General features: G+C 72.7%; 12 protein-coding genes and 1 pseudogene. 5 read left to right on the forward strand and 8 right to left on the reverse strand.

The window, feature by feature from the left end; all coding sequences use genetic code 11:
* Positions 1–1,304 precede the first annotated feature (1,304 nt).
* Positions 1,305–1,973 carry an FUSC family protein gene (locus ACTWJ8_RS34945; RefSeq protein WP_443261519.1) on the forward strand — a complete coding sequence of 223 codons (669 nt, stop codon included), beginning with the start codon at positions 1,305–1,307 and terminating at the stop codon, positions 1,971–1,973.
* Between the two features lie 16 nt (positions 1,974–1,989).
* Here ACTWJ8_RS34945 and ACTWJ8_RS34950 read toward each other — a convergent pair whose 3' ends face one another.
* Together ACTWJ8_RS34950 and ACTWJ8_RS34955 are read right to left on the reverse strand one after the other, a co-directional pair.
* Entirely contained in the window at positions 1,990–2,907 is a 918-nt protein-coding gene (locus tag ACTWJ8_RS34950) for a PucR family transcriptional regulator (protein ID WP_443261520.1), read from the reverse strand.
* Positions 2,908–3,009: 102 nt separating this feature from the next.
* On the reverse strand, positions 3,010–3,207 hold the full coding sequence (locus ACTWJ8_RS34955) for a hypothetical protein (protein ID WP_443261521.1): 198 nt from the start codon (positions 3,205–3,207) through the stop codon (positions 3,010–3,012).
* Between the two features lie 192 nt (positions 3,208–3,399).
* Between ACTWJ8_RS34955 and ACTWJ8_RS34960 the strand changes: the two genes are divergently transcribed.
* Both ACTWJ8_RS34960 and ACTWJ8_RS34965 read left to right on the forward strand, forming a co-directional pair.
* Positions 3,400–4,035 (forward strand): DUF1345 domain-containing protein, encoded by a 636-nt coding sequence (locus tag ACTWJ8_RS34960; RefSeq protein WP_443261522.1) that lies wholly within the window; start codon positions 3,400–3,402, stop codon positions 4,033–4,035.
* 295 nt (positions 4,036–4,330) lie between these two features.
* Positions 4,331–4,462: pseudogene (locus tag ACTWJ8_RS34965) on the forward strand (family 1 encapsulin nanocompartment shell protein); the annotation flags it as partial.
* A 22-nt stretch (positions 4,463–4,484) separates the two neighbouring features.
* On the opposite strand, the gene ACTWJ8_RS34970 reads toward ACTWJ8_RS34965, so the two are convergent.
* The 5 genes from ACTWJ8_RS34970 to ACTWJ8_RS34990 all read right to left on the reverse strand — a co-directional run bounded on the left by ACTWJ8_RS34970 (position 4,485) and on the right by ACTWJ8_RS34990 (position 9,995).
* The gene (locus tag ACTWJ8_RS34970; RefSeq protein WP_443261523.1) at positions 4,485–5,087 is read right to left on the reverse strand and encodes a nitroreductase family protein; all 603 of its coding nucleotides are present in this window, start codon (positions 5,085–5,087) and stop codon (positions 4,485–4,487) included.
* 309 nt (positions 5,088–5,396) lie between these two features.
* Entirely contained in the window at positions 5,397–6,617 is a 1,221-nt protein-coding gene (locus ACTWJ8_RS34975; RefSeq protein ID WP_443261524.1) for a cation:proton antiporter, read from the reverse strand.
* A gap of 122 nt (positions 6,618–6,739) precedes the next feature.
* A complete protein-coding gene (locus ACTWJ8_RS34980; RefSeq protein ID WP_443261525.1) occupies positions 6,740–7,636 on the reverse strand; it encodes a carbohydrate ABC transporter permease in 897 nt (298 codons plus the stop codon).
* A 14-nt stretch (positions 7,637–7,650) separates the two neighbouring features.
* On the reverse strand, positions 7,651–8,562 hold the full coding sequence (locus ACTWJ8_RS34985; protein ID WP_443261526.1) for a carbohydrate ABC transporter permease: 912 nt from the start codon (positions 8,560–8,562) through the stop codon (positions 7,651–7,653).
* Positions 8,559–9,995, reverse strand: coding sequence for an extracellular solute-binding protein (locus tag ACTWJ8_RS34990; protein WP_443261527.1), 1,437 nt, complete (start codon positions 9,993–9,995; stop codon positions 8,559–8,561). The genes ACTWJ8_RS34985 and ACTWJ8_RS34990 overlap by 4 nt, the downstream gene beginning before the upstream one ends.
* A 232-nt stretch (positions 9,996–10,227) precedes the next feature.
* On the opposite strand from ACTWJ8_RS34990, the gene ACTWJ8_RS34995 reads away from it, so the two are divergent.
* Entirely contained in the window at positions 10,228–11,781 is a 1,554-nt protein-coding gene (locus ACTWJ8_RS34995; protein WP_443261528.1) for a glycoside hydrolase family 32 protein, read from the forward strand.
* Positions 11,782–11,814: 33 nt separating this feature from the next.
* On the opposite strand, the gene ACTWJ8_RS35000 is transcribed toward ACTWJ8_RS34995, so the two are convergent.
* On the reverse strand, positions 11,815–12,723 hold the full coding sequence (locus ACTWJ8_RS35000) for a carbohydrate kinase family protein (protein WP_443261529.1): 909 nt from the start codon (positions 12,721–12,723) through the stop codon (positions 11,815–11,817).
* A gap of 198 nt (positions 12,724–12,921) precedes the next feature.
* Between ACTWJ8_RS35000 and ACTWJ8_RS35005 the strand changes: the two genes are divergently transcribed.
* On the forward strand, positions 12,922–14,346 hold the full coding sequence (locus ACTWJ8_RS35005; protein ID WP_443261530.1) for a glycoside hydrolase family 32 protein: 1,425 nt from the start codon (positions 12,922–12,924) through the stop codon (positions 14,344–14,346).
* Positions 14,347–14,352 lie beyond the last annotated feature (6 nt).

A 14,352-nucleotide genomic window follows, 5' to 3' on the forward strand; every position in this document is an offset into this window, starting at 1 on the left:
CCGTCGGACGCGTGTCGATGATTCTGGCGGCGGTCACAATCTCCTTTGTCCCGGCGCACAAACACCCATTGATTCCGGTGCGGCGGGGCAATTGAAATTGATTGTTTGTTTGACTTGTTCGGCGATTTCCCGGACGGTGAGAACAAGATTCCCGGGCCGTTTGGACAGTTGAGTGAGACACCTGCCGCGCGTGGCCGATCGGGTGCGGCGGGCGCTCTCCCCACGCGGCGCCCTGGCGCTGCACAGCGTCGACGGCACCCTCTCCTTCGGGCTGCGCGCCGCCCTCGCCATGGCCCTGGTCGCCGTCCCGATGGCGCTCGCGGGACAGGCCGAGGCCTCCGTCTACGCGATGCTCGGCGCGTTCACCACCACGTTCGGCCGCAACTTTCCCTACGCCCGCAGGGCCAGGGCGCTCGCCCTCGTCGGACTCGCCATGACGGCCTGCGTGGGCGCGGGCTCCGCGCTCGGCCTCTGGGCCCGCCCGCAGGACGGCGGGGCGGGCGCCGCCGTGGTGGTCGCCGCCATGGCGCTGGTGGCGGGCGCGGCGAAGCTCGGCTGCGACGCGACACGCCTGCGGGGGCTCGGCGCGGTCCTGCTGCTGTTCTCGTTCGCGGTGTCCGCCTACGGGGCTCCGGAACCCTCCGACGTGGCCGCTCGCACCGCGCTGGCCGCGCTGGGCGCCGCCGTGGCCTGGGCTCTGGCGATGGCGGGCCGCCTCGTGCATCCGGAGCGGCCGCAGCGCCTCGCCGTGGCCGTCGCGCTGCGTGAGCTCGCCGGGCTGCTCGACGCCGCCACCGCACCTGGAGGCGCGGACCGGCTCGCGCGCCACCAGGCGACCGCCGCCGTCCTCGAAGCACACCGGGCCCTCGGCCTGCCGCCCGCGACCGTCGCCGAGCGGGGGCGTGCGGGCGGGCCCTGCGTCCTCCTGGCCGCCGTGTCCTGGACCGTCCTGATCCGGTCCGCGAGCCTGCCGCCCGACCTGCCGGCCGGTCTTTCCGTGCACCTGCGCGGGCAGGCGGTCCTGCTGCTCGGGAGGCGCAGGGGGCAGCCGGAGCTGGTGCCCGAGCTGGCGGCGCTCGCGGAAGCGGCGGCAGGGGCGGACGGCGCGGGCACACCGGGCGCACCCGGCACGCCCGGCGCACCGATCACACCCGAAGCACCAGGCGCACCGGGCCCACGGCAGGTCACAGCCACCGACCCGGACCAGGGCCTGGAACGGCGCGCCTCCGTCCTGAGTCGGCCGCCGCGCCGACGCCACGGGCCGCGCCTCCCGCCGCGCCGTCCTCCTGGTGCCCGCCCTGCGCATGACGGCCGGCACCGGCCTGGCCGGCGGCGTCGCCCTGCTGCTCGGCCTCGGCCACGGCTACTGGGCGGCGATCTCCGCGGCCGCCGTCCTCCACTCGATCAACGTGCGCACCGCCGCGCAGCGCGCCGTCCAGCGCACCCTCGGCACCGCGGCCGGACTCGCTCTCGCCCTCGTCGTGCTCGCGCTGCACCCGGGGCCCGTGACGCTCGTCCTCGTGATCGTGCTCCTGGAGTTCCTGCTGGAGTACGGGGTGGCCCACAACTACGGCATCGGAGTGGTGTTCCTGACGCCCCTGGCCCTGCTGATGAGCGACCTCGCCACCCCGACACCCGCGGAGGACCTGGTGCAGGACCGCGTCCTCGGCAGCGTGGTCGGCATCGTCGTGGCCCTGCTGTGCGCCCTCGTCCTCATCCACGGGCGCGCAGCGGAACGGGTGCAGCGCGCCCTCGCGGCCTGCGATGCCGCGGCCGGGCTCGCCGAGCGTGCCCTCGCGGAACCGGGCTCCGCCGCGCTGCCCGAGCTGCGGGCACGCCTGGCCGAGGCCGTCGTCGAACTGCGCGAGGCCGACGACGCGGCGGCCGGCGAGCTGTGGCCCGCCGAACTCGACCCCGCCGAACTCGCCGCGGCCGAACAGCGCGCCCACCGCCTCCTGCGCCGCCTGGGCTGACCCGCCCTTCGCCCGCTCAGCCTTCGGCGCCGAGACGGACCGCGTCCGTCGCCGTCACCAGCTCCGCCAGCGACCGCGGATCGCTGAGCGAGCGCCCGGTCAGCTCCCGCACCCGGTTGAGCCGGTACCGGATGGTGTTCGGGTGACAGTGCAGCGCCCGGCCCGCGCTCTCGGCCGAGCCGGCGTGATCGACGTACGCCTGCAGCGTCTGGAGGAGCGCGACGCGGTCCTCCGCGGGCAGGGCGAGGATCGGCCCGAGCACCTCTTTCGCCAGGCGCCGCCCCTCGTCGGGGTCGTAGGCGATGAGCGCGGCCAGTGGGCTGGTGCTGAACTCCCGTACGTCGGGCCTGCCCACGGGAAGGTCCGCGAGCGCCGCCCGTGCGAGGTGGAGCATGCGCGGGGTGTCGGCCAGCGACTCGTACGGGGGACTCACCCCGGTACGGGACGCGGCGGCAGCGCGCAGCACGCCCAGCACGTCGTCGCGCTGCTCGTCGCGCAGCGCGATCACCCCCGCCTGGAGGGCGGGCGTCAGATGCCACGCAGACACGATGCCGCGCGCGGCCAGCATGCGCTCCACGCCGACCAGGCTCTCCTCGGCGAGGCCCGCCGTCTCGGCGGCGGCCACCATCAGCTTCGTGTCCAGCGGAAGCCCGAGCAGCCTGCCGACCTCCCACGAACCCGACTCGGGCACCAACTGGCCGGTGAACAGCGCCTCCATGAGCGCCGAACGCCGCCGCTGCTGGGCGACGAGCAGCTCGGCCGTCGCCGACCGGTACGCCTCCGTGAGCGCCAGCGCGTGCTCGTCGGAGAGCCGCCACAAGGTGCTCGACGCCGAAAGCAGCGCGTCCAGGAAGTCCGGGCGCGCGACGTGCCGCGCGTGCTCCACGAACAGGTCCCACAGCATGGCGCAGGCGATCCGGTAGCAGCGCAGCACCTCCGGCAGCGGCGCCCGCTGGTGCGCGCGGCGCCGGCCGGTCTCGGAGGGTGCCGACAGGTCCTTCGCAGACGCGGCTCCGGCGAGACCGTCGAGGATGAATTACAGGTTGACCGCGACAGAGGCCCGCAACTCCGCCGCCGGGACGATGCTTTCGTCGCGATACAGGTCGATGCGGTCGCGGGTCGCCGCGCACACGTCGTCGATCAGCGCGGGCAGATGCTGCTCCGCCCACGTCACCAGCTCACCCAGCAGGGGGTCGGGCGCCCGGCCGTGAGGGTCGGTGATGTGCTCAGCCATGGGCGGGGTTCCCCTTGTGGGTGCGGTGCGGTGCGGTGCGGTGCGGTGCGGTGCGGTGCGATGTGGTGTGGGGCGGTCGTGCGAGGGCCTCAGGAGTAGCCGCGGCGCGTCGTGGGCGTCAAGTCGGCCACCCGGCCGTGTCGGGGCGACGAGCAGGGGCGGGGTGCCGCCGGTGCGTCTAGTGTGCGAGCCATGAGCGCCTGGCTGCCGACGTCCGCTGTGCCCCGCCTGGCCGTCTCCGTGGCCGTGGGGCTGGTGGCCGCCGTGGCCGTGGGCGTCCCGACCGGTTTCCCGCTGGGCGTGCTCAGCGGCATCGCCGCCACCGAACTGGCCTTCGTCGTCTCCGGGTGGGCCGTGCTGTGGCCGATGGACGCCGACGCCACGCGCAGCGAGGCACGACGTGAGGACTTCTCGCCCGTCACCGAGGAGTTCGCGGTGGTCGGCACCGCGCTGTGCGCCCTGGTGGCCATCGTCGTCCTGCTCCTCATCGGCGGATCGGGGGAACGGAACGCCGGGGCGGCCGTCGCGCTGGCCGGCGTCTTCCTGGCGTGGGCGGCGCTGCACCTGATGTACGCGGCGCGTTACGCCTATCTCTACTACGAGGGAAACGTGGGCGGAATCGACTTCAACTCCCAGGAGCCGCCCGCATATCGGGACTTCTTCTATTTCAGCTACAACCTCGGCATGACGTATCAGGTATCCGACACCAATGTCACGAGTTCGAGCATCCGATCGGTCGTCCTGAGGCACTGTCTCCTCTCGTATCTCTTCGGAACGAGCCTTCTCGCCACCGTCATCAATCTCGTCGCGGGCATCTTCACCGGCTGAACCGGCAGACCGAATGTTCTCCGCGACAAAGGTGTTTGTCGCGGAGAACAGAACCGGCGGTGCCGCGTCTTTCGCGCGCCGAAACGCGCCTACTGTCGATCACACCTCACCTGCCCCCCCGCACCACCGAGGAGGAAGGCCACGTGGCCGACCCGCAGCCGCCGCCTCAGCCGCAGTCTGTGATCGCCCCACCGGCCGAGGCGGCCCTGTTCCTCGTGTGCACCGTCGACCACGGCGGCGAGTCCACGGTCCGGGACCTGCTGTCCGACCTCGCCGGACTGCGGCGCACGGTCGGCGTCTCGGCGAGGACCTGGCGATCGGCTACACCGCCCACGACGCCCACGGCATCGACCTGTACTTCCGCCAGACCCTGACCTTCCTGGTCCACACGGACGAGGCGGTGGTGGCGCTCACGGGTTCCAAGTGAGGGCCAGGACAAGGATGAGGGCTCAAGGGCCGACCGGAAGCGGCGTCCCCCAGCCCTCCGCGAAGAAGGTCTCCTCCAGCGGGCGCCGTTCGCGTGCCGCCGTCTCCCGCTCGCGCAGCTTGTCCGGCAGGAGGTCCGGCGCGGCGAGCGCCCCGATCGCGGTGACGGACAGCGGCCGGTAGCCGTCCGGCACACCGAGCGAGGCACGCAGCCGCTCGGCGTCGAAGCCGCCCATCTGGTGGGCGTGGAGGCCCAAGGCGTGGGCCTGCAGGGCGAGTTGGGCGACGGCCAGTCCGGTGTCGTAGGCGGCGCCGGGGTTCGGCGCGCCGTCCTCCAGGCGGTCCGCCGCGACGGCGGCCACCAGCAGGGAACTGTTCGCCGCCCACACCTGATTGCCCGGCACGAGGGTGTCGAGGATCCGCTGGTACGCGGTGTCACCCCGCCGCCCGAGCAGGAACCGCCACGGCTGCGTGTTGCGGGCGGAGGGCGCCCAGCGGGCCGCCTCCAGCAGGGAGGTCAGCTCGTCGTCGGCGAGGGTGTGCGCGGCGTCGAACGAGCGCGGGCTCCAGCGCTCGGCGAGCAGGGAGTGGACGGCGACGGCGGTGGTCGCGGTGCGAGGCGACATGGTGCGTGCTGCCTTTCGGGGAAGGAGGTGCCGGCCGCGCGACGTGCCCCGAACAAGGGACCACGGCCGGCGCGACGCGGTGAGGAGAACCAGAAGAAGAACGGCGGGAGACAAGGCCGCTCAGCGACGGAAAAGGCTGGTCGGCGACCGCGGCGAGGCGTCAGCTCGCGGTGCGACACCCCGTGGTGGTGACACGCGCGTAGTCGACGTGGCGGCGGGTCACGAGCACGGTCATGCGGCCAGGTAACCACATCAGGGCCCCGCCGCACCAGATCGTCCGGAGACCCGCACGGTCCCGCCGCGCGCGCATCACCACGTCTCGGCCCCCGCGGCGTCGCTCCCCACCGACGCCGTCCCGCCCGTACGCTCCCGGCCCCGCAACTTCAGGCCGAGCAACGGGAAGACGAGGACGGACACCATGGCCGCACCCACCATGGCGGCGGCCTCGCTCCTGCCGAGCAGCCCCTCGTCCAGGCCGATCGTGGTGATGGCGACGACCAGCGGCAGACAGGTCGCGCAGTGCAGCGTGAGGGCCCGGCGGCCGAGCGGGGAGAGGTCGCGCGGGGCGAGCGCGTACACCGGCAGGCCCCGTACGACGAGGAACAGCACCAGGAAGACCGGGAGCAGGAGCAGCGGGCGGCCGCCGTCCAGGAGCGACGAGAGGTCGAACTGGATGCCGGTCACGATGAAGAACAGCGGAACGAGGAAGCCGAAGCCAAGGGCCTCGATCTTCCCCAGGACGTCCTTGCCGACCCTCGGGTCCGTGCCCTGGAGCACGAGCCGGGTCAGCAGCCCTGCGGCGAACGCGCCCAGCAGCACGTCGAGGCCGAACGCCTCGGACAGCGCGAGCATCGACACGAGCAGCAGCATGACGAAGCGGATCGCGAACTGGCCGCTGGTGTGCAGCGTGGTCTGGATGACCCGGGTGAACCAGGGCGGCCGCGGCCGCAGCGCCCACATCACCGCCCCCGCGGTGATCGCGGCGAACACCGCGAGGATGACCGTCGACACACCGGGATCGCGCCCGCTGAGCAGCACGGACATGGCGATGATGGGCCCGAACTCGCCGACCGCGCCGAACGCGAGGGCGACGGTGCCGAACCGGCCGTGCAGGTCCCCGCTGTCCCGCAGCAGCGGCACCACCGTGCCCAGAGCCGTGCTGGTGAGCGCGGTGCCGATGACCGCGCTCCGGGCGAAGTCCAGACCCGTGAGCGCCAGCGCCCCCGCGAGTCCCACCACCAGCGAGATCACCCACGCCCACACCGCGCGGCGCAGGGTGTCACCGCGGATGGCGTCGAACTGGATCTCGTACCCCGCGAGAAAGATCAGCAGGGAGAGGCCGAGGTCGGCGAGGACGTCGGTGAGCTCCTCGGAGTGCGCCCAGCCGAGGACGTCCGGGCCGATGACGATGCCCAGCACGATCTCGAAGATGACCACGGGAACCTTGGCCCGGCGCCCGACACCATGGGCCAACAGCGGAGCAAGCACCGCCGCGGCCATGATGAGGATCAACGTTCCCGGATGCTCCACGACGACGTCCCCTGATGTCCGGCCGATACCTGCTGTTCCGAGGATCGGGGGCGGAGGCCGGGACGGCACCTATGGGCGGGCCATGCGGGTGGAGGGCGGCCCCGCCCGACGTGTCCTCCGAGCTATCCCTTGAGCCCCGACGACGTGATGCCCTCGCGCAGAGGACGCTGGCCGACGACGAACACCACCACCGCCGGAATCATCGACAGGACGACCCCGGCGAGCACCACGGAGATGGACCCCGTGCCGAGGTTCCCCTGGAGCGAGACGAGACCCAGCGGCATCGTGAAGTTCTGGTTGCTCGTCTCCAGGATCAGCGGACGGAAGAACTCGTTCCAGTGGTAGTTGAAGGCCAGTACGCCGACGATGGCGAGGCCCGGCGTCGCGAGCGGCGCGTACACCGAGCGGAAGATCCGCCACGGACCGGCGCCGTCGATCATCGCGGCCTCGCCCAGCTCCTTCGGCATCGTCATGAAGTACTGCCGCATCAGGAACGTCCCGAACGCCGTCGGCACGGCGGGCACGATCAGGGCGAGAAGGGTGTCCGTGAGCCCCATCCCCTTGAGGATCAGGAACACGGGCACGATGGTGACCTGCACCGGCACCATCATGGTGGCGAGCACAAGGCCGAACAGCGTCCGCTTGAAACGGAAGTCCAGGCGCGCGAAGGCATATCCGGCGAGCCCCGCCGTGATCATCTGACCGAAGGCGATGAGCCCGGTCACCAGCGCGGAGTTGAGCGCGAGCAGCCACACGTCGAGCTGCCCGAAGACCTGCCGGTACGCGGAGAGCGTGGCGTCCGCCGGGATCAGCCGCGGCGGCAGGTCGAAGGACTCGGCCGGCGCGCGCAGCGACGTGGACACCGTCCACACCACGGGCCCGATGGTGAGCAGCGCGACGAGGACGAGTCCAGTGACCCGGGCGACCGTGCCGAGGCGGCGCGCGGTGAGTGAACCGGCCCGCTCGCGCAGCCGCTCCGGCGCGGACGGGGAGGTGGAGGAGTACGACACTGCGGTCATGGTGGGAAGGCCTCTCACTGGTAGTGCACGAAGCGGCGGCTGAGGCGGAACTGCAGCGCGGTGACGGCGAGGATGAGCACGAAGAGGACCACGCCCACCGCCGACGCCTCGCCGAACCGCAGCTGCTCGAAGGCGGTCTGGTAGAGCACCATCACCGCGGTGCGGGTGGCGTCGCCGGGGCCGCCGTCGGTGAGCACGTACGGCTGCTCGAAGACCTGGAGGGCGTTGATGACACCCACCACGGACGCCACGAGGAGGGTGGGGGAGAGCAGCGGAATGGTGATCCGAAGGTGCTTGCGCAGGCCCGTCGCGCCGTCCATCGCCGCGGCCTCGTGCAGTTCGCGCGGGATGTTGGCGAGCCCGCCGACGAACAGCAGGAAGGAGAAGCCGAACTGCTGCCACACGTAGACGAGGACCACCGCCGCCATGGCCCAGCTCTCGGAGGTCAGCCACGGCACGGGCGAGGCACCGAGGTGTCCGAGCAGCCAGTTGACGACCCCGAAGTCCTGGTTGAACAGGTACTTCATGACCACCGAGATGGAGGCCGCCGACAGCACCAGAGGGAAGAAGAACGCGGAGCGCAGCGCCTGCTGGATCCAGCGCGGCATGCGCCCTTGCAGCGCGAGGGCGAGGACGAGCGCGACCACGAGCTGGAGCGTCACGGCGAACACCATGAACAGCAGGGTGTTGCGGAAGGCCGTGAGGACGGCCGGATCCGTCGCGAGGTCGGTGTAGTTGGACGCCCCGGCGTAGGAGGGCCGGTCGATGACGTTCCAGTGGAAGAAGGACAGGACGACGGAGCCGACGATCGGGACCACCGTGAAGACGAGGACACCGAGCACGGTCGGCGCGAGGAACAGCCAGGCGGTGACACGTGCGGCGCGGCTCCTGGACGGGCCCGCGGTCGGGCTCGGGGTGGTGCTCATACGTCACGCTCCATGGCTCGTTCCAGGTCCCGTTGCATGGCCCGCAGCGCGGGGCGGACGCCGCGGGCGCTGCCGAGCGCGGTCGCGGTGTGCTTGGTCAGGGCGAGATCGACGGCGGCGACCTGCGGCGGCGCCGGGATCGGCCCGGTGGTGGGGAAGCGGTCGAGGGTGTCGTAGAAGACGTCCCAGTGGGCGGGTCCGGTCTTCGCGTACCGCTCGGCGTCGACCATGGAGCGGCGGGCCGGAGTGGTCTGGTTCGCCTGGAACAGCCGCGTCATCACGTCCTTGCGGACCGAGTACTTCACGAACTCCCACGCCTCGTCCTGCCGCTTCGAGGTGCGCAGGATCGCGTACCCCGCCGCGCCGTACTGGTGGCGCTGGGTGCGCCAGCGCGGGAAGAACTGCGCGTCGTACGCGTCCCGGCGCACACCCGCCGCGCTCAGCCCGCCCGCCCAGAATCCGCCGGCCGGGGTGGCGCCGACGCGGCCGGTGGAGAACGCGCCGATCAGGTTGGTGCCGCTGCCGCCCTCGGGGCGTGAGCACAGGCCGTCGCGGACGAGCGAGGCCAGGTACTCGTAGACCTCCTCGACACGGTCGTCGAGGGCCTGCGGGGTGCTCCAGCGGAAGCCGCCGCCGCGTCCGCGCCGCATCGCGGGGTCGTAGAAGGTGTTCCAGAGCCAGTCGCCGCCCGGCGCCTTGGACTCGGTGAGGATGTTGGTGTCGTTGGCGAAGAGCCAGGGCACGACGCCGCCCCACAGGCGGTTGGTCCAGAAGAACGGGGTGAAGCCGCGGCCGCCCGAGCGCTTCATGTCGCGCAGCAGCGCGGTGAAGTCGTCGCGGGTCCAGTCGGCGGGCGGCAGCTCGGCGCCCGTGCGGGTGAGGACCTTCTTGCTGAGGTACATGTCCGCCGCGTTGAACTCCACCGGCAGCTGGTACAGCGAGCCCTCGTACATCATCGACTCGACGAGCGAGGGGTGGACGTCGGCGAAGAATTCGCGCAGCTCGCCCGCGTCCCTGCGGACCCGGTCGTCGAGGGCCAGGCCGAGCCGGTCGGCGAAGAGCTGCACGCCCTCGGTGGCGACGTACACCACGTCGGGGGCGCTGCCCGCGGCGATCTGGGTGAGGATCTTGGCGAAGAAGTCGTTCCAGTCGGTGGCCTGCACGGCCAGCAGCCGGACCTTGATGCCGGGGTGCAGCCGCTGGAAGTCCTCGACCAGCACGCTCTGCTGCTTCGGATCGATGGCGGAGCCGAGGATCGCGACGGTGAGCATGGAACCGTCGCGGCCCGGTATGTCGGACGCGGTCAGCCGGTCCCAGCTCGCGGCGGTGGAGGCGAGCCCGGCCGCGGCGAGCCCGTAGCCGCCGGCGCGCAGGAGTGTGCGGCGGCTGGGTGTGCTGCGGCGCGGGGCCGAGGGTGTCGGGGGTGTGGTCATGGCTGCCGTCCCGGGGCGGTGAGGAACATCAAGGCCGGGCCTAACTCGTGATAGTTGAGGTGACCTCGGGATGATGGAAGCGGCGGCGGGGTCGCGTCAAGGGGCTGGGTCAAGGTTTTTTCGGTGGCGCCACACCCCTTGCGGGACTTGACCTAGCACGAGTTAGGTGTGGGCTTGCCGAAAGGGCCGGAAACCACGGCACGGCCCCCACCGACCGAAAGGCCGCAGCACGATGAAGTCCCGCCCCGTCACCCGCCGCGCCGCACTCCTCGGAGCCACGGCCTTCGGCGGCAGCCTCGCCCTGTCCGCGCCCGCCGCCGCGAGACCCAAGTCCGAGGCGGCGCTGGGCAGTTACCGCGCCGCGTACCACTACACGATCCCCGACAACTGGAAGAACGATCCGCAGCGCCCCCTGTGGATCGACGGCTCCTACGCGTACTACTCGCTCTACAACGCCGACTACATCACCGGCGCCGAGGGCACCGCCTGGCGGCTGGCCACCTCGCCCGACCTGGTGCGCTACACGGACCGCGGGGTCGCACTGCCCAAGGACACCACTCCGGCCGGCGACGCGTGGTCGGGCAGCGCCGTCGTCGACGAGCGGAACACGGCGGGCTTCGGCGCGGGCGCCGTGGTCGCCCTCGTGACGATGGAGCCGGACGCCGCCGCCGACTCCCAGGCGCAGTACCTGTGGTACTCCACCGACTCCGGCCGCACCTTCCGCCCCCACGGCACCCAACCGGTCCTGCCCAACCCGGGCGTCAAGGACTTCCGCGACCCCAAGATCGTCCGCGACACCGACCGCGACCGCTGGGTGCTCGCGCTCGCCGAACGCGACAAGATCGGGCTCTACACCTCCGACGACCTCAAGACCTGGACCTACCGCAGCGGCTTCGTCCGCGACGGCTACGGCACCCTCGAATGCCCCGACCTCTTCCGCATCGAGGCCGCCGACGGCACCCTCCACTGGGTGCTCGCCGCCAGCGCCAACGGCACGGCACGCGGACTGCCCGCCACCTACGCCTACTGGACCGGCGACTTCGACGGCGACACCTTCACCGCCGACGCGGACGCGCCGCAGTGGCTCGACCACGGACCCGACTGGTACGCGGCCGTCACCTGCGAGAAGAGGGCGGCCGACGGCACGGTGGACCCCACCGCCCGCTACGCCTTCGCCTGGACGAACAACTGGGAGTACCCGCACAACACGCCCACGCTCCCCGCCGACGGCTTCAACGGCACCGACTCCGTCACCCGCGAGATCACCCTCCAACGCGCGGGCGACGGAACCTACTTCCTCGCCTCACGCCCGACACCGGCCCTGGACGCGTACGTCACCCGCACCACGAAACTCGGCGACGTGCGCGTCGACGGCACCACGCCCCTCGACTTCACCGGCACCGCCTACGAGATCCGCGGTGAACTGCGCTGGACCCCAGGCGAGACGGAGAACGTCGGCCTCCAGCTCCGCAAGGCCCCCGGCGGCACCCGCCACGTGGACGTCGGTGTGTACGTCAAGGGTGGCTACGCCTACGTGAACCGCGGCGGCACCCTGTACCCGGGCGGCACCCGTGAGACGCACACGCCGGTCGACGCGGGGGCGGGGAAGGTCTCCCTGCGCATCCTGGTGGACCGGACGACGGTGGAGGTGTTCGTCGGCGACGGCCGGTACGTCCACACCCACCAGGCGTTCGGCCTGCCGGGCGACAACCGCGTCGCGCTGTACTCCTCCGGCGGACCCGCCGTCCTCGGGGGCCTGGAGATACGGGAGTTGGGGCTCGGCTGACCGGCGCCCGTGCACGGCGGGCGCCCGCGCGGCTCAGCCGAGCTCGTCGGCGTAGGGAGGCTCGGCGCCCGCCCGGGACACCGTCACCGCGGCGGCCCGCGCCGCGAACGCGAGCACGTCGCGCCACTGCGCCGCGGTCAGCGCGGTCATCGCCCGCCCGTCCAGCGCGTCGTGGGTCGAAAGGCGGTGCAGCAGCGCGGCGTTGACGGTGTCGCCGGCCCCGATGGTGTCCGCCACGGGCACGGGCACGCCCGGCACCGTCACCTCGCCCGCGTGCGTGAAGGCCGTGAGGCCCGCCGCGCCGCGGGTGACGACGACGGCCGAGGGGCCCCGCGCGAGCCAGGAGGCGGGATCGCCGCCGAGCCACCGGCTGTCGTCGTCGGACAGCTTGACCAGCGTGGTGCTCGCCAGCCAGGAGTGGAAACGCGCCCGGTAGGCGTCGGGGTCCGGGATCAGGCCGGGCCGGATGTTCGGGTCGAGTGCGGTGCACAGCCCTTGTGCGTGGGCCCGGCGCAGCACCTCCTCGTACGCACTCGCGCCCGGTTCGAGGACCAGCGAGCAGGTGCCGAACGACACCGCCCGTGTGCCGTCCGGAAGGTGGTCGGGCGCGCGGAACAGGCGGTCGGCGGTCCCCTCGACGTAGAAGGAGTATCCGGCCGAGCCGTCGGCGCCGACCGAGGCGACGGCGAGGCTCGTGGGCTCGTCGCCGCGCTGGACGTGCGACACGTCGACCCCCGCGGTCCGCAGCCCGTCCAGGAGCCGCTCGCCGAAGGCGTCGCGCGAGACGCGGGACAGGAACGCGGTGCGCTCGCCGAGCCGCCCGAGCGCCACCGCCGTGTTGTAGGGCCCGCCGCCGCGCTTGGGGGAGAGGTCGGCGAGCGGAGCATCGGGGCCCTGTCGGGGGACGAGGTCGACGAGGGCCTCACCGGTGACGACGATCAAGAGCCTTCTCCATTCCGGGTGTTGAGGTCGTCCGGGTGTCCGGACGGGCCGTGTCCCCGCCGGTTCCGACGGGGTGCGGCAGGCGGAGGAGCAGCGAAGCTATCACGTGTTAGGTTGCGCTGTGCAGGGCATACGCGAGCGGCCTCAGGCCCGCGTCAGCCCCCTGAACCCAGTCACCTCGTCGAGGAGTCACGCCGCATGCCGCACGTCACGCACCTCGCCCCGCAGCCCCAGGGGGCCCCGGCCGCCGACCGCTCGGCGCCGCGCCACCACGTCCGCCCCGCAGCGGGCAACTGGTGCAACGACCCCAACGGCCCGCTGTACCACGACGGCCGCTACCACCTGTTCTTCCAGCACAATCCGCACGCCGCCGTGTGGGGCGACATCCACTGGGGGCACGCCTCGAGCCCCGACCTCGTCCGCTGGAGCGACCACGGCATCGCCCTCGCCCCCGGCCCCGAGCGCCCCGACCGGCTCGGCGCCTGGTCCGGCTGCGCGCTCGTCGACAACGGCGTGCCCACCGCCGTCTACACCGGCATGGACCGCGACGACGGCATCGGCAGCGTCATGCTGGCCCGCGCCGCCGACCCCGGGCTCACCCGCTTCGACGCGCTGCCCGAACCGGTGGTCGCAGGACCGCCGCCGGGGCTCGAGCTGCTCGCGTTCCGCGACCCGTACGTCTTCGCCTTCGAGGGGCGCCGCTGGGCGCTGCTGGGCGCGGGCCACCGGGGCGGCACACCCCGGCCCGACGTCCTCCTCTACCGCATCACCGGCGACACCCTCGACTCGCCCTGGGAGTACGCCGGTTCACTCCTCGACGCCGCCGAACCCGCCGTCGCCCGGCACGCCATGCCGGCCACGGCCTGGGAGTGCCCCGCCGTGTTCCCCGTGGGGGAGGGGCGCTGGATGCTCGTCCTGTCCCTGTGGGCCGACGGTGTCACCCACACCGCCACCCAGCTCACCGGCACACTCCGCCCGCACGGCGACGGCCTGCGCTTCGTGGCCGAGAGCGGCGGACTCCTCGACCACGGAAGGGACTTCTACGCCCCCACCGCGCTCGTCGAGGCCGACCGCACCCTGGTGTGGGGCTGGAGCTGGGAGTCCCGCACCGAGGCGGAGTCCGTCGCGGCGGGCTGGGCGGGCTGCCTCACCCACCCGCGCGAGATCGGGCGGCACCCCGACGGCACCCCACGCCACACCTTCGCCCGCGAACTGACCGCGCTGCGCGGCACGGAACTCCGCCCCGGCACACCCCTGCCTCCCGCCTACGAGATCCAGGCCGACGTCCGCGCCCAGGAACCGGACACCGAGCTGACCCTGCGCCTCGGCACCGGCCTCGTCCTCCGCGTCAATCCCACCCGGGGCACCCTCACCCTGGACCGCAGCGGCACACCCGCCTCCGGCACCCGCCCCAGGCCCCGCCCCGACACCGTCACCGCCGCCGGGCCGACCGGCGCAGGCGGACGGCTGCGCGTCCTGGTCGACGGGCCACTCGTCGAGGCGGTGTGGGACGAACGCGTCGCCCTCACGGAGAAGGTGTACCCGGCGCCGCACGGCACCTGGCGGGCGGAGGTGACACAGGGCCGCGCGGAGATCGACGTGGCGGCGTGGGAGCACCCCTGACCCGGG

Origin of the sequence: Streptomyces sp. SDT5-1, assembly GCF_052245995.1 — a bacterium.
GTDB lineage: Bacteria > Actinomycetota > Actinomycetes > Streptomycetales > Streptomycetaceae > Streptomyces.

Bases quoted from the DNA above. Each gene is read 5' to 3' on its own strand.
- ACTWJ8_RS34970 (WP_443261523.1), bottom strand. From the start codon at position 5,087: ATGTCGCCTCGCACCGCGACCACCGCCGTCGCCGTCCACTCCCTGCTC.
- ACTWJ8_RS34980 (WP_443261525.1), bottom strand. From the start codon at position 7,636: ATGACCGCAGTGTCGTACTCCTCCACCTCCCCGTCCGCGCCGGAGCGG.
- ACTWJ8_RS34960 (WP_443261522.1), top strand. From the start codon at position 3,400: ATGAGCGCCTGGCTGCCGACGTCCGCTGTGCCCCGCCTGGCCGTCTCC.
- ACTWJ8_RS34945 (WP_443261519.1), top strand. From the start codon at position 1,305: ATGACGGCCGGCACCGGCCTGGCCGGCGGCGTCGCCCTGCTGCTCGGC.
- ACTWJ8_RS34955 (WP_443261521.1), bottom strand. From the start codon at position 3,207: ATGGCTGAGCACATCACCGACCCTCACGGCCGGGCGCCCGACCCCCTG.
- ACTWJ8_RS34985 (WP_443261526.1), bottom strand. From the start codon at position 8,562: ATGAGCACCACCCCGAGCCCGACCGCGGGCCCGTCCAGGAGCCGCGCC.
- ACTWJ8_RS35005 (WP_443261530.1), top strand. From the start codon at position 12,922: ATGCCGCACGTCACGCACCTCGCCCCGCAGCCCCAGGGGGCCCCGGCC.
- ACTWJ8_RS34990 (WP_443261527.1), bottom strand. From the start codon at position 9,995: ATGACCACACCCCCGACACCCTCGGCCCCGCGCCGCAGCACACCCAGC.
- ACTWJ8_RS34995 (WP_443261528.1), top strand. From the start codon at position 10,228: ATGAAGTCCCGCCCCGTCACCCGCCGCGCCGCACTCCTCGGAGCCACG.